At 73.2% G+C, this 14636-nt stretch carries 11 protein-coding genes; 3 read left to right on the top strand and 8 right to left on the bottom strand.

The window, feature by feature from the left end:
- Positions 1 to 174 precede the first annotated feature (174 nt).
- The gene (locus OHS81_RS18675) at positions 175 to 2850 is read right to left on the bottom strand and encodes an ABC transporter permease (protein ID WP_328385882.1); all 2676 of its coding nucleotides are present in this window, start codon (positions 2848 to 2850) and stop codon (positions 175 to 177) included.
- Between the two features lie 3 nt (positions 2851 to 2853).
- Complete coding sequence (locus OHS81_RS18670) at positions 2854 to 3600, bottom strand: ABC transporter ATP-binding protein (protein ID WP_328385881.1); 747 nt, start codon at positions 3598 to 3600, stop codon at positions 2854 to 2856.
- Between the two features lie 465 nt (positions 3601 to 4065).
- On the opposite strand from OHS81_RS18670, the gene OHS81_RS18665 reads away from it, so the two are divergent.
- Both OHS81_RS18665 and OHS81_RS18660 read left to right on the top strand, forming a co-directional pair.
- Positions 4066 to 5109 carry an SCO2400 family protein gene (locus OHS81_RS18665; RefSeq protein WP_328385880.1) on the top strand — a complete coding sequence of 348 codons (1044 nt, stop codon included), beginning with the start codon at positions 4066 to 4068 and terminating at the stop codon, positions 5107 to 5109.
- A gap of 99 nt (positions 5110 to 5208) precedes the next feature.
- Positions 5209 to 5775 (top strand): TetR/AcrR family transcriptional regulator, encoded by a 567-nt coding sequence (locus OHS81_RS18660; protein ID WP_328385879.1) that lies wholly within the window; start codon positions 5209 to 5211, stop codon positions 5773 to 5775.
- A gap of 82 nt (positions 5776 to 5857) precedes the next feature.
- On the opposite strand, the gene OHS81_RS18655 is transcribed toward OHS81_RS18660, so the two are convergent.
- The 6 genes from OHS81_RS18655 to OHS81_RS18630 all read right to left on the bottom strand — a co-directional run bounded on the left by OHS81_RS18655 (position 5858) and on the right by OHS81_RS18630 (position 12625).
- The gene (locus OHS81_RS18655) at positions 5858 to 7522 is read right to left on the bottom strand and encodes a protein kinase domain-containing protein (protein ID WP_328385878.1); all 1665 of its coding nucleotides are present in this window, start codon (positions 7520 to 7522) and stop codon (positions 5858 to 5860) included.
- Positions 7523 to 7661: 139 nt separating this feature from the next.
- Positions 7662 to 8948, bottom strand: coding sequence for a cytochrome P450 (locus OHS81_RS18650; RefSeq protein WP_328385877.1), 1287 nt, complete (start codon positions 8946 to 8948; stop codon positions 7662 to 7664).
- A 188-nt stretch (positions 8949 to 9136) separates the two neighbouring features.
- Positions 9137 to 9934, bottom strand: coding sequence for an ABC transporter permease (locus OHS81_RS18645; RefSeq protein ID WP_328385876.1), 798 nt, complete (start codon positions 9932 to 9934; stop codon positions 9137 to 9139).
- Entirely contained in the window at positions 9931 to 10944 is a 1014-nt protein-coding gene (locus tag OHS81_RS18640; protein WP_443058723.1) for an ATP-binding cassette domain-containing protein, read from the bottom strand. The genes OHS81_RS18645 and OHS81_RS18640 overlap by 4 nt, the downstream gene beginning before the upstream one ends.
- Before the next feature lie 123 nt (positions 10945 to 11067).
- Entirely contained in the window at positions 11068 to 11904 is an 837-nt protein-coding gene (locus OHS81_RS18635; protein ID WP_328385874.1) for a DUF4097 family beta strand repeat-containing protein, read from the bottom strand.
- 178 nt (positions 11905 to 12082) lie between these two features.
- A complete protein-coding gene (locus OHS81_RS18630) occupies positions 12083 to 12625 on the bottom strand; it encodes a hypothetical protein (protein ID WP_328385873.1) in 543 nt (180 codons plus the stop codon).
- 398 nt (positions 12626 to 13023) lie between these two features.
- Here OHS81_RS18630 and OHS81_RS18625 point away from each other — a divergent pair, with 398 nt between their 5' ends.
- Positions 13024 to 14619, top strand: a complete 1596-nt coding sequence (locus OHS81_RS18625) for a serine/threonine-protein kinase (protein WP_328385872.1) — start codon at positions 13024 to 13026, stop codon at positions 14617 to 14619.
- Positions 14620 to 14636: the final 17 nt, after the last annotated feature.

Here is a 14636-nt window from a genome sequence, read left to right as displayed (position 1 = left end):
GCGGGGCTGCCCGGCGGGCCCGTACGGCCTCGGGGGTAAGGACTCGGGCGGTAAGGACTCGGGAGGTAAGGCCTCGGGTGCAAGGCCCGCAGCGGGCGTGCCCGGCAGGCCCGTGCGGCGCAGGCACGCCCGGCAGGCCCGTACGGCCTCGGGAAGGAAACGGGCGCCGCCGCCTCACCCCACGCCCGTCGGCGCCGGGTCCCGCGTGCCGGGCGCCTTGGCGTTCCCGGCCGGGTCCGCGGAGGAGCGCAGGTGGAGAAGGGTGGGCACGAGGGCGGCCGACAGGGCGACCAGCAGGCAGCCGGCCAGCACCGCCCCCATCTCCTGCCAGGGCACGGGGAATTCGGCCGGTTCGCCGGACTCGGACAGCGCCCGGCTCGTGCCGAGCATCGTCACCCCGCCCGCGAGCACGCCCAGTGCCCCGCCCACGGCCACCACGGTCAGCGTCTCCCACACGACGGTGCGCAGCACCTGCCCGCGGGTCGCACCGAGCCTGCGCAGCAGCGTGATGCCCTCGGCCCGCTCCCCGGCCGCCATGACCAGGGTGTTGGCGATGGCGATGCCGGTGTAGAGCAGCGACATGCCGAGCAGTACCAGGACCAGGATGCGGCCCTCCTCGTGCGTGGCGAAGGCGCGCTGCGCCAGCCAGTCGTCCCGGTCGTGCGCGGATGCGCCGTATGCGTCCGCGATCTTTCCGGCGGCGGCCGTCACGGCGGCCCGGTCCGTGCCCGGCGCCAGCGACAGGTAGGCGGCGCCCGCCATCGTGTCGGGCGCGTGCCGGGCCAGCGCGTCCCGCGGGAACAGCACCGCGGGCAGGCCCGCCGACGAGCTGATCACCACGGCGACCTTGACCCGTACCTTCGTGGCGTCGGCCAGGTAGACCTCGACGTCGTCGCCCGCCTTCCAGCCCAGCTGTCCGGCGACCGGTTTCGTCACCGCCACGGCGTCGCCCCGCAGGGCGCCCAGCGAACCCCTGGCCACGTCCAGCCGGAGGGCGCCGGACAGCCGCGCCGGGTCCACCGCGCCGATGCCGCTCACCATCACATAGCGGGAGCCGACGAGGAAGCCGCTGGTCCCGTCGACCGGCGAGACGGTCCGTACGCCGGGGACCGAGGACAGGTCGCGCAGCGCGGCGGCGGGCAGGCCGGTGCCCGTGCCGCCGTCGGCGGCGGCCACCACCACATCGGCCTTCAGGTGCGCGCGGTCGTCGGCGACGGTGGTCGCCGCACTCGCGCGGGTGACGCCGATGAGGGAGCCGGCGACGGCCACCGTGACCAGGATGGGAGCGGCGGCCAAGGCGGTGGTGCGCACCGCGGCACGGACGTGGTCACCGGCCAGCGCGCCGGTGACGCGGGTGAGCGCGGCCGACGGGAGGGCCGCCGCCCGCGCCAGCGGCGGAACGAGCAGCGGGGCAAAGGCCACCATCGCCACGACCAGGATCTCGGTCAGCACCAGCGAGATCACCACGGCGCCGTCGCTGCCCGCCTGCGGCAGCATGATCAGCAGCAGCACGGCCACGGCCAGGAACAGCGACCCGGTGATCCACCGGCCCGTCGTCATCACCCGGGTCTCCACCGCGGCGTCCCGCAGGGTCTCGGCCGGGCGGACCTTGGCGGCCCGGCGCGAGGCGGCGAAGACACCGAGCAGCGCGACGCCGAGCCCGGCGAAGAAGCTGATCAGCAGGACCGCGGGGGACACCGGGACGTCGAAGTCCTCGGGCGCCATACCGAAGGAGGAGAGCACCGCGGCGAGCAGCCGCCCGCCGAAGATCCCGAGGCCGCAGCCCGCGGCCGAGGCGACGACGCCCAGCAGCCCCGACTCCGCCATGATCATGCGGCGTACCTGGCGCGGGGTGGCCCCCACGGTGCGCAGCAGGGCCAGTTCCCTGCGGCGCCGGGCGACCGCGAAGGCGAAGGTGCCCGACACCACGAAGACCGCGACAAAGCCGGCGATCACCGCCATCACGGCGAGCAGGGTGGCGACGTCCCCGAGCGCCGCGGCGCGCGAGGCGGCGGCCGGGTGGCCGCCCTTGGCCGGGCCGGCCGCGGCCGTGAGGGACGGGTCCGGCAGCGCGGCGTGGACCTGGCCGGCGAGGGCCGTGGCGGAGGTGCCGGGCGCGGCGAGAGCGGCCACCGCGTCCGCCCGGTCCGGGTCGGCCGACAGCCGCTGTGCGGTGTCGTCGGCGAAGAAGACGGTGGCCTCGCCGGGCACCCCGTCCGTGCCGGGCGGCGCCGCGATACCGGCGACGGTCATCCGCTGCCGGCCTCGCGGGGTCACCACGGCGACCTTGTCGCCCACGGCGGCCCCGGCGCGCTCGGCCAGCGCGGCGGCGAGCACCACCTCCCCGTCGCCGGCGGGCGGGTGGCCCCGGGTGAGGCGGAAGGGCGTGAGCGGGGCGCTCGACCAGCCGTGGCCGACCGGGCGGTCCGACGGCGTGGACGGGGCGGACGGGTCAGAAGAGTCGGACGAGGCGGACGGGCCAACGGCGTGGCCGGTCACCACCCGTGCGGGCAGCGAACGGTCGATGACGGCCCGCCGCACACCGGGCACCGCACGGATGGCGTCGGCGATCCGCCGCACGTCGCCCAGGCGGTGCGGGGAGGTGGCCGTCCGGCGCTCGTCGTACGCGCCGTCCCCGCTGCCGAAGCCGACGGTGAACGACTGACCGGCCCGCACCACCACGGCTGCGGCGTCGTAGCGCCCGGGACCGCCGGGCTTCGACGTGCCCCGGGTGGCGTCGAGGACCTGCCCGGTAGCGGCGATCAGCGCGACGCCGAGCGAGAGCGCGAGGAAGGTGCCGGCGAACAGCGCCCACCGGGCGCGCAGGGTCGACAGAGCGAGGGACACCATGGGTCAGCCGCCCAGCTGTGCCAGGTGCTCGCTCACCGCGGCCACCGTCGGGCCCGCCAGTTCGCCGTGCACCGCCCCGTCGGACAGGAAGAGCACCCGGTCCGCCCAGGAGGCGGCGACCGGGTCGTGGGTGACCATGACCACCGTCTGCCCGGCCTGGTCCACCACGGACCGCAGCAGGCCCAGCACCTCACGGCTGGTGTGGGTGTCCAGGGCGCCGGTCGGCTCGTCGGCGAACAGCACCTCGGGCCGGCTGATCAGCGCGCGGGCGATGGCCACCCGCTGCTGCTGGCCGCCGGACAGCTCAGCCGGCCGGTGGCCGCCCCGGTCGCCCAGCCCCACCTGCCGGAGCGCGGCGTCCACCTGTGCGCGCCCCGGGTGCTGCCCGGCCAGCCGCAGCGGCAGCGCCACATTCTTGCGCGCGTTCAGCGACGGCATGAGGTTGAAGGACTGGAAGACGAAGCCGATCCGCTCCCGGCGCAGCTTGGTCAGCTCCGTCTCGGACAGCGCACTGATGTCGGTGCGGCCGATGAACACCCGCCCCGAGGTGGGGCGGTCCAGGCCCGCCGCGCACTGGAGCAGGGTGCTCTTGCCCGAGCCCGAGGGCCCCATCACCGCGGTGAACGATCCACGGGCGAAGGCGCAGTGCACACCACGCAGGGCGGACACCCGGCGCTCGCCGCGGCCGTACAGCCTGGCCACCGCACTGAGCGTCACGGCCTGCTCGACGCCGACTCCGGTGACGGACACTTTTCCCCCTGGACGCTTGACCCCATGACGCCGTGGCCCCGGACCCCCGTGACTCCGTGCCCCGTGACTCCGTGCACGGTCGCGGCCACGGCGTCCCCTCCAGCCAAGCGGAGCGGGGCCGTACCGCGCACGGGCGCCACATCCCGTCTTCCGGGTGGAGAAAACTCCACCCGGTGGGTGAGGGACGGGGTCGGTGGCCACCGACGCCACCGACCCCGCCCCTGGCCACCCCCTGGCACCTGCTGCGGTCCGCGTCCACAGGCCCATCACAGGATTCGTCGCCACATGTCCGGAGTGCCAAGGCACACCAAGGGCCACTGGTGAGGAATCTGCACCGAAGCGTCACAGGCCCTTCGCTTCGCCCTCGGGGGGTGCCGTTAGCGTTACAGCCCGCTCGATCCCGCGTGCGAACTTGATCAGGTCGCCGGCGTCCTTGGCGGCGCAGTCAGCACAGAAAGATCGCAGATGGACTACTGCTCGTCGTGCCGCCGGAGTCTCAACGGGGCACTCGTCTGCCCGGGATGCGGCGATTACGCTCCGGACATCGCCCCGCCCAGCCAGCGCCTGCAGCGCGCGAAGGCCGCTGCCGCGGCGTGGGAGGCATGGCGTGCGGAGGAAGCCGCCGGCCTCGGCGCCCCTCAGCGCCCTCGGCAGCACGGCACTCAGCCGTCCGCAGCCGGCCCTTCCGCTGCCGCGCCGTCGGATGCCGTACCGTCCGCCGCCACGCCGTTCGACAGCGCGCCGTTCGACAGCGGTGCCCCCGACAGCGGCGCCTTGGGCAGCAGTGCCAGTGCCCTGGGCAGCAGCGCCTTGGGCAGCAGCGCCTTCGACGACGATGAGGTGCGGGCGGACGCTGCCGAGGGCGGTGCGTCCGGCGGTACCGGAGCGGCCGCTGCCACCGGCCAGGGCCGGGCGGCCCGGCGTCGGCAGCTGGCGCGCTGGAAGAAGCACCGGCGCCGGGCCGCGGCCGCCACGGCCTTTGCCCTTGTCGGCGGAGGCCTGACCGTCTCACTGCTGCAGAACAAACCGTCCGCCGGCCATGCACAGGCGTCCTCGGCGCCGGAGCCCGGGAACGTGGGCTCGCCCCGTACGGAAGCGGCCGCCTCGTCGTCGGAGCAGCCGGACACCGAGGCATCCCGGCACCCCGCTACGCACCCGCGCCATGCGGCCGACCGGCAGCAGAGCGCCCCCGCCGCCGCCCCGACCGCGGCCACGACGGTCCGGCAGCAGCACTCCGCCACCCCGGCACACTCCCCCGCCTCTCACAACGCGGCGCCGCACGCCTCGACGCCCACCGCGGCCGGGACGTCACCCGCCCACCGCTCCGGTGCCGCGGCACCGACGACGACCGCCGCCCCCGCTCCCACCGGACACTCGGCCGGCACCGGCACCTCACCGACGCACACGGCGCCCCCCACGTCGACCACGCCGAGCGACCCGACCGCCCCGTCCGCCGAGCCGACCTCCCCGACGCATCTGTGCGTGCTGGGACTCGTCTGCGTCAACTGACCGTCACCCGACCCGATGGCTCCGCCGCGGGCATCCCACGCGGGTGCCCGCACGCGGATGCCCGCACACAGGCGCCCGCACACAGGCGCCCGCACGCAGGTGTCCGTACACAGGCACCCGTACGCGCTGAGGAACCTGCTCGCCACCAAGGGTTTCGAGCGCACGACGACCGCGGAGATCTGCCGGGCCGCCGGCATGAGCGCGGGCAACCTGTTCCCCTACTTCCCCAACAAGCGCGCGATCTTCCTCGCCGTCTTCGAGAGCGAGGGGGACGACAAGGCCGAACGCTTTGCGCAGGCGCTGGCCGCCGATGACCCGTGGGGCGCCCTGCTGGAGATCGTGGACCTCCTCGCCGCCCCGGCCACCAACCCCCTGACGCCCCCACTGGTCATGGAAGCCATGGTCCAGGCATACCGGGACCCCGAACTCGAGACGCTGCTCAGCCGCGACAGCGCCGATGAGCACGCGACCATCGCGGGACTGCTCACCAGGGCCGCCGCGGCCGGTCAGATCGATCCCGAACTCGACCCGGACAGCGCCGCGTCGTGGGTCCTGGCCCTGATCTCCTCGCTCTGCACGAGCGCAGCCACCGCCCCGGCCTTCGATCCGGCCGGCCACCTACCCACGCTCCGGCTCATTCTGCGCCGCTTCCTGCGCGCGGAGTGAGGTGGTGAGGAGAGCCCTGCGGGGTCGGAACGGTGCCACGCCGCCCGGGCGAGGGCCGGGACTGCCACCGCCGCAACTCCCGCTACCCGCGGGCGTGCTGGTCGGCCGGCTTTCGTGGCCGGCGGTGGGCGGTGCGGAGGTGTTCCGGCGGTTTCGGTGCGGCGGCCGTGCCGGGTGGGGCGGTGAGGCGGCCGGCCGACGGTGCGCGGGTGCGGGACTTGAGGGCCTGGGTGCCGATGGTGAGGGTGACGCCGAGGAGCAGGACGTAGAACACGCCGATCTTGTGGAGGTCGTCGAGGAAGAACCAGACGGCGGTCAGGGCGGTGAACCAGAAGGCCACGAGTGCGAATCCGCCCGCGTGGTCGTCCTTGTAGCCGGCCGCCAGGCACAGTGCGGCGACGAGGGCCAGGACCAGGGCGATGATGACGTAGCGGGTTTCCCAGCCGATGGTGCCGCGGGAGAGTTCGGACCATGCGGCCACGGCTTCCGCCACCGGGCCCCAGGACACCGCGCAGGCGAGCCGTGCCGACCACAGCAGGAGCACCGCCCCGGCGACGGCGGCGAGCAGCGCGACCCGGTTGAACTGGCCGACCTCGATCATGTCGGTCCGGGATATCACCAGGGAGAGGAAGCAGCCGAGCAGGGCGACCGCGCCTTCGGCCGTCGGCCGGAAGACCACGCGGGCCGGTCTGCGGCGGGTGGGAGGGGGTGGGGACGCTTCCGGCCCGCTGCCGGAGGGGGTGGCGGAGGCGGCAGCCGCCGGGGCGGGGCCCCCGGTGGCGTGGCCGGGTGCGAAGTGGTTCGGAGCGACATGGCCGGGTGCGGCGTGGCCGGGTGCGGCCTGTCCCCGTGGAGCGTGGCCGGCGGCGGCCGGGTCGAATGCGGTGGGAGTGCGGACGGGGGTGTGGACGGGGGGAGACGGTGTGGTGGCACGGGCGGCTTCGGCGAGTGATTCGTGCATCGCGGATGCGCTCGCGAAGCGGTCCTCCCGGCCCTTGTGCAGCGCGCGGACGATCACCGCGTCGACGGCGGGCGGCAGTTCGGGGCGGAGCCGGGAGGGCGGGACCGGCTCCGCGGACAGATGCTGGTGCATCACGGAGAACGGGGAATCCCCGGTGTACGGGGGACGGCCCGTCAGCAGTTCGTAGAGCAGACAGCCCACGGCGTAGAGGTCCGTACGGTGATCGGTCTCGCCGCCGTTGATCTGCTCCGGGGCCAGATAGGCGGGGGTGCCGACCGCCACGCCCGTGCCGGTCAGGCGGGTGGCCGCCTCGCTGAGCGCCTTGGCGATGCCGAAGTCGACGACCTTGGCCTTGCCCGCGCCGGTGAGCATGACATTCGCGGGCTTGATGTCCCGGTGCACGATGGCGTGCCGGTGGCTGTGCTCCAGGGCGTCCAGTACCTGGCCGGTGAGGTCGAGGGCCTGGGCCACCGGCAGCGCGCCGTCCTTGAGGACCTGGCTGAGGGTTCTGCCCTCCACGTACTCCATGACCAGGTAGGGCTCGGCGGCACCGCCGCTCGCGTCCTCCCCCACGTCATGAACGGTGGCCACCCCCGGGTGGTTGAGCGCGGCGGCGGCATGCGCCTCGCGCTGGAACCGGGTGAGGAATTCGGGCTGCAGCGCCAGCTCGGCGGAGAGGGTCTTCACGGCGACGGTACGGCGCAACCGGTGGTCGACGGCGCGGTAGACCGTTCCCATCCCGCCGTGCCCGAGCTGCTCCACCAGCTCGTACCGCTGCCCCAACATCCTGTGCTCCACCGGGTTCCTCCAGGGACCGTCTACGCCAACACGTACGCGGGAAGACGTACGGGAGTGCGAGCGGGTTCCTCCGTGTGCCGTGTGCGACGTGCGGCAGACGCGCCCCCCGCCGGGCGGACCGGCGGGGCTACCGCTCGTCCCAGGTGACGGGGAGCCGGTGCACCCCGTAGATGTTCATCCGGTGGCGCAGGGGGACGTCCTCCGGTGGGACGGCCAGCCGCAGCGTCGGGAAGCGGGTGACGAGCGCGGGGAACGCGACCCGCATCTCGACGCGGGCCAGCTGCTGGCCCAGGCACTGGTGGATGCCGTGGCCGAAGGACAGATGCCCGGTGGCCTTGCGGCGCAGATCGAGGGTGCCGGGGTCGGGGAACCGCTCCGGGTCGCGGTTGGCGGCCTCGATCGAGAGGACGACCGTCTCGCCCGCCTTGATCAATTGGCCCTCCAGCTCGACGTCCTCCAGCGCCGACCGCGCGCTGGTGTGGGCGATGCTCAGGTAGCGCAACAGCTCCTCGACCGCCTGGTCGGCGAGGCCCGGATCGGCACGCAGGGCGGCGAGTTGGTGCGGGTGGGAGAGCAGCGCGAAGGTGCCGTGCGCGAGCATGTTGGCGGTGGTGTCAAGGCCGGCGGCGAGCAGGAAGCTCCCGATGCCGGCGAGTTCTTCATCGGTCAGGTCGGTGGTCGTGAGGTCGCTGAGCAGGTCGTCGGTGGGTTCGGCGCGCTTGGCCGACACCAGCTCGGCCAGGATGTTCTGCAGCGCGGCCATGGCGGCGACCACCTCGTCCGTCGTGGCGCTCTGGGTCATCACCGTCGCCACATGACGCTGGAAGACCTCTCGGCCGGCGTAGGGGACACCGAGGAGTTCACAGATCATCAGCGCGGGGATGGGCTTGGCGAACGCCTCGACCAGGTCCACCGTCGGCCCTTGGCGCTCCATGGCGTCCAGGTGCTCGGTGGTGATCTCCTCGACGCGGGAGGTGAGCAGGCGCATCCGGCGGACGGTGAACTTGCCCATGAGCAGACGCCGGTAGCGGGTGTGCTCGGGAGCGTCGAGCCCGGTGAGGTCACCGACCGGTGCCGGGGGCAGTTCGCCGGTGTAGCCGCCCTCGAACGGGTAGTGCAGCAGCTCGTAGCGTGAGCTGAAGCGGGGGTCGGCGTGGATCGCGCGGACCGCGGAGTAGCCGGTGGCCAGCCAGCCCACGTGTCCGTCGGGAAAGCGCATCCGGGTGAGCGGACGCTCCGTGCGCAGTGCCGCCAGATCGCCGGGCGGATCGAAGGGGCAGCCCGCGGGGCGGGCGGTCGGCAGCGTCACGGGGCCGCTGTGTTCGGGGGCGGAGAGTTCAGGGGCGGAGTGTCCAGGGGCGGAGTGTCCAGGGGCGGAGAGTTCGGGCTCGCAGTGTTCGGGGTGCAGGGGCATGGCTGTCCTCCGATGCGGGGTGCGGAGCACACCGTGGTGTGCGGTGAAGGGTGAGGCGAGAGGAAGGGTGCGGCGCGCGGAACCGTGCGTTGAGGCGCGAGGAAAGGCGAGGCGCGAGGAAAGGTGAGGTGCGAGGAAAGGTGAGGTGCCGGCCGTGAACGGGAGGCGCCTCAGGCGCGGGGTCGCGCTCAGCGGGTGGCGCCGCGCCGGAAGGCAGCCCGCGCCCACAGGTAGCCGGCCAGGCTGAGCGCGACGCCCCACGCCAGGGCTATGACGCCGTTGGTGCCGATCTCCGTGCCCAGCAGGAGGCCGCGCAGCGTCTCGTTGAGCGGGGTGAAGGGCTGGTATTCGGCGAACCAGCGCAGCCCGGCCGGCATGGAGTCGGGGGTGACGAAGGCGCTGCCGAGGAAGGGCAGGAAGGTGAGCGGCATGGGGGCGTTGCTCGCGGACTCAACGGTTTTGGCCACCATGCCCATCGCGGCCGCCACCCAGGTGAGCGCGAAGGCGAGCAGGGCCAGCAGGCCGAGGGCGGCGAGCCACCTGACGGGAGTGGCGTCCGGCCGGAAACCCACCGCCAGTGCGACGGCGATGACCAGGACGAGGCTGAGCATGGTCTGGATGACGCTGCCGACCACATGGCCCGTCAGGACGGAGGCGCGGGAGATCGCCATGGTGCGGAAGCGGTTGATGATGCCTTCGGTCATATCGGTGGAGACCGAGACGGCCGTCGAGATGGCACCGGAGGTCACGGCCATCAGGATGATGCCGGGAACGACGTAGTTGACGTACGCGCCGCGGCCGTTCGCCGCACCCGGCAGTCCGATGCCGGTGCCGAGCGCCCCGCCGAAGACGTAGACGAAGAGCAGCAGCATCACGATCGGCATGGCGACGACCGAGAGCGTCAGGGAGGGATAGCGCCGAGCGCGCTTGAGGTTGCGGCGCAGCATCGTCATCGAGTCGCGCATCGCGTACGGGAGCGTGCTCATCGGGCGTGCCCCTCCAGAGAGTTGGCGGCGGCGCCGGGCTGCGGGGGCCGGCCCGTGAGGGTGAGGAAGACCTCGTCGAGGTCAGGGGTGTGCACGGTGAGCGCCTCGGCTTCCACGGACGCGCGGTCGAGAGTGTCGAGGACGGTGCGCAGGGCGGGGATGCTGCCGTCGCCGGGGATGTGCAGGGTGAGCGCTTCGTCGTCGCGGGCGGCCGAGGTGAAGAGGGCGGCGGCCGATGCCAGGCGGTCCGCGTCGGCGAGCTTGAGGCGGATATGGCTGCCGGGGATCTGCTGCTTCAGCTCGTCCGCGGTGCCTTCGGCGACCAGCTTGCCGTGGTCCAGGACGGCGATCCGGTCGGCGAGTTGGTCCGCCTCCTCCAGATACTGCGTCGTCAGGAAGACGGTGACGCCGTCCTCGGCGACCAGACTGCGGATGATCTCCCACATGGTGCGCCGGCTGCGCGGATCGAGGCCGGTGGTCGGCTCGTCGAGGAAGATCAGGCGCGGGTCGCCGACCAGGGTCATCGCGAGATCGAGCTTGCGCCGCATACCGCCCGAGAAGGTGGCGACGGGCCTGGCGGCCGACTCGGTCAGCTCGAAGCGCTGCAGGAGTTCGTCGGCGCGGCGGCGGCCTTCGCGGCGGCTTTGATGGTGCAGGTCCGCCATGAGGAGCAGGTTCTCCCGGGCGTTGAGCAGGTTGTCCACCGCCGAGAACTGGCCGGTGACGCCGATGGCGGCGCGTACGGCGTCGGCCTCGCTGACCAGGTCGCGGCCCGCGACCTGTGCCTGGCCGGCGCTTGCCGGGATGAGGGTGGAGAGGATCTGGACGGTGGTGGTCTTGCCCGCGCCGTTGGGCCCGAGCAGGGCGAACACCGTGCCCTCGGGGATGTGCAGGTCGATGCCGTCCAGGACGACCTTGTCGCCGTAGGACTTGGCTAATCCGCGTGCGGTGATCGCCGGTGGGCGGGACGCCGGTGGGCGGGGCGGGCTTTCCGTGCTTTTCATGATCATGACAGTTCCTCTTCGAGTTCCGAGTTCTGCGATGTGGCGGGCCGTCGGCGGCTACGAGCGGTGGGTGGCCGGTGGTCACGAGCGCCCGGCGGTCGCTGGTCACGGGCCGTCGGCGGCCGGTGGTCAGGAGCGGCGGATCACAATGTCGCCGAGGCTGGTGTGGGCGCGTACTTCGACGGTCTCGGCGGCGTCGCCAGGACCGTCGGACGGTCCGAGGGAGTTGCGCACCGTGCCGACACCGGTGGCCACATCGAGCCAGGCGGCGGTGGACTTACGGATCCCGACCTCCAGGTCGCCCGCCGCGGCCCGGAGGACGACCCGGCCGCGTGCCACCTCACCGATCCGGATGGCGCCGTTGGCGGACTTGGCCTCGACCCCGGCGTGCGCGACGCCGACGGAGATCAGGCCGTTGGACGCGGTCGCCCGCAGGGCGCCGGTGACCTCGCCGATCGTGGTCGCGCCGTTGCCGTTCTTGACCAGCGCGGCGCCCGCGATCTCCCCGGCCTCGATCAGACCCGCGGCGACGAGCTCGGCGTCTCCCGTCACCCGCGCCAGCCGGATGTCGCCGTAGTCGGTCCGCAGGTTCACGGCCTCCGCCTCGTCCAGCTGGAGATCGCCTAGCGAGGTCTTGAGCCGGCACTCGCCGAGGCGGCCCGCGCAGGTGAAGTCCGCCATCGGCGAGGTGCCCAGGACGTCCGAGCCGGCCGGCAGCTCGATGGTCACGTCGAGCGAGCCGCACTTGCCGAAGAGGGAGCGCTTCCTGGGTCCCTTGACCACCAGCTTGCCGCCGGAGCAGGTGACTTTGGTCTGCTGTGCGGCCCGTACGTCGGCGTCCGCGGTGGCGTCGCTCGGGCGCACCTCGACGACGGTGTCGGTGCGCTTGCTCGCGGTGATCCGGGCGGATCCCATGTCGAATTCGAGGGTGACGGAGATCGGTTCGGGGGTGTCAAAAGCAGGCATGGCTGTCCCGTCCTCATGGCTGTGGTGTGCATTCCCGCTGGTAGGGCGGGTGAGATGAGAAGTGGCGCGGTGCGAAGTGGTGGTGGCGAGAGGTGGTGGTGGTGAGAGGTGGTGAGGTGATGGGTGCGCGGTGGCGCGGTGGCGCGATACGCCGGGGAAGGCCGGCCGGCGCGGGTCTCTAACGGACCCAGCCGGTGTAACCCTGTTGGCCCCGGTGGCGGCTGCGGCCGGCGGAGCGGGGGCTCTCGCCCGGTTCCAGGGCCGTGGCGACGGCCCGTACCAGCCAGGCGTTGACCGACAGGCCCTCGTGGCCCGCGGCGTCCTCGACCCGGTTCTTGAGGTGGGCGGGCAGGCGGAAGTTGATCCGCGCGGTGCCGCCCTCGTCGCCGTCCGCGGGGACGGCGGACACGGGCGCCCGCCCGCCGCCCGACACACCCTCGGGCGCCTCGGCCTCCCCGTACGGCTCCTGGGCCGGCTCCGGCGAGGGTGTCACCACGAATTCGGGGTCGAGTCCGCGCAGCCGTACGTCGACCGAGCCCGGTGCCAGCTCGCGGGTGACCTCGGCCATGGCGGAGGACAGCGCGTTGAGCAGGATGAGCCGGGTGGCCGACTCCAGGGGCGTGGTGAGTCGTTCGGCCAGGGCACGGGCTTCGTCTCCGCCTGCGTCCGCGGCGACCGCGAGCTCGTGCCGGAGGTTGTCGACATACGGCGTGAGGTCCATAACGCCATAGTGGCACCACGGTGACGCCAACGCAAGCCTTTGTGGCGCCACGATGGCATTAAGTGCTGCCACCGTGGCGACGGATGGCGCCACTGCACCACCATTGCGCCACCATCGCGTCGCCGGCATGGCGCCATCCGGTGCGCGCCCGCAGCCGGACCACGGCCCGGCCCGGACCCGGCGCGCAGCCGGCCCGCAGCCGGCCCCCGCGAACGCGGGGCGCCGCGGCGGCAGTTGCCGCAGCTGCCCGGACACGGCCCAGGCCTGCCCCGGACCTGCCCCGCTGCCACGGGAGCGCCGTGCCCGGAACCGGGGAATGCCGCCCTCACTGCTGCTCGATCGCCCGGGCTATGGTGCTCCCGCAATCTGTTCGGCCGGGCGAAGGAGACGATCTCGCGGTGTCCGATCTGGGACGGCTCGTAGCCGACCGGTACCGGCTCCTGGAACGGGTGGGCCGCGGCGGTATGGGCACGGTATGGCGGGCCGAGGACGAATTGCTCGGCCGTCATGTCGCCCTGAAGAAACTGCTCGTCCCGCCGCACCTGGACGACGACGAGATCCGGACGCTCCACGAGCGCACCCGCCGCGAGGCCCGCAGCGCCGCCCGGATCACCCACCCCCATGTGATCGTGGTGCATGACGTCGTCGACGACGAGGGTCTGCCGTGCATCGTCATGGAGTACGTCCCCTCGGACACCCTGGGCGACCTCGTCAAGCGGCACGGTGCGCTGTCGCCGGAGCAGGCTGCCCGGATCGGCTGCGGTATGGCCGGCGCGCTGCGCGCCGCGCACGACGCCGGGGTGCTGCACCGGGACGTCAAGCCCGCCAATGTGCTGCTCGGGAAGGACGGCCGCATCGTCCTCACCGACTTCGGGATCGCGGTGCAGTCCGGAACGCCCTCACTGACCAGGACCGGCGAGTTGGTCGGGTCGGTCCAGTACCTGGCGCCGGAACGCCTCCGGAGCACGATCGCCGAGCCGGGTCCCGCCACCGATCTGTGGTCCCTCGGCGCAACGCTCTACCAGGCGGTCGAGGGCCGGCCGCCGTTCCTCCGGGACACCGCGATCGAGACGGCGTACGCCATCTCCACCGAGGAGTACGACGCCCCGCGCAACGCCGGGGACCTGGCGCCCGTGATCGAGAGCCTGCTCCGGAAGGACCCCGGACAGCGCATGGACGCCCACGAGGCCGAACGCCTCCTGGGCGAGTTCGCCGGAGCCACCACCGTCGCCGGGCAGCGCCCCCTGGGCGACACCTCCGGAACACATACCGCCCTCGAGGTCCCGCCCGCCCGGCCGCAGTCCGCCGTGGCCACCGCAAACACGGCGCAGGCCGCCGCAGCCCCTGCGCAAGGAGTCAACCGCAAGCGCCGTACGGTGCTGCGGTTCACCGTGGGCGTGGCGGTCGCCGCCGCCGTGACCGGCGGGGTCCTGCTGTGGCCGTGGGGCGGTGCCGATGCGTCGGGCAGCCACCCGTCCGGCGCCGCCTCCGCCGGCCACCCGTCAAGCCCCGGTCCTTCCCCGCTTCCCCCGCTCCCCGCCGGATACCACCTCAAGAAGGAGGGCCAGGGCTTCTCGCTGCCCGTACGGGACGGCTGGAAGCGCGAGGATCCGCCCGGCGGCGAAGTCGCCTATGTGGCCCCGTCCGGGCTGGTGGGGCTGCGGATCAACATCGTCCAGTTCGCGGGGTCCGATCCGCTGCGGCACTGGCGGCAGACCGAAGAGGCCCAGACCCGCCGGGACAACCCGGGCTACGAGCGGGTGCGGATGGACCCCACGGCCTTCCGCGGACGGCCCGCGGGGTACTGGGAGTTCACCTTCGACGGCAAGAAACGGAAGTACCGGGCGGTGGAGCTGGCGTTCAGCGGCGCCGACGGCACCCAGTACGTGATCTACCTTTCCGCGCCGGACGCGCAGTGGAACACCTACCGGCCGGTCTTCGACACCGCCGTCAAGGGAATCCGTCTCGACGGACAGGACGGACAGGACGGATAGGACGTACAGGGACACCC

The organism is Streptomyces sp. NBC_00400, assembly GCF_036048035.1.
GTDB lineage: Bacteria > Actinomycetota > Actinomycetes > Streptomycetales > Streptomycetaceae > Streptomyces.
The sequence above is the reverse complement of the archived record's forward strand: the minus strand, read 5'-3'. Positions and strand labels throughout refer to the sequence as shown.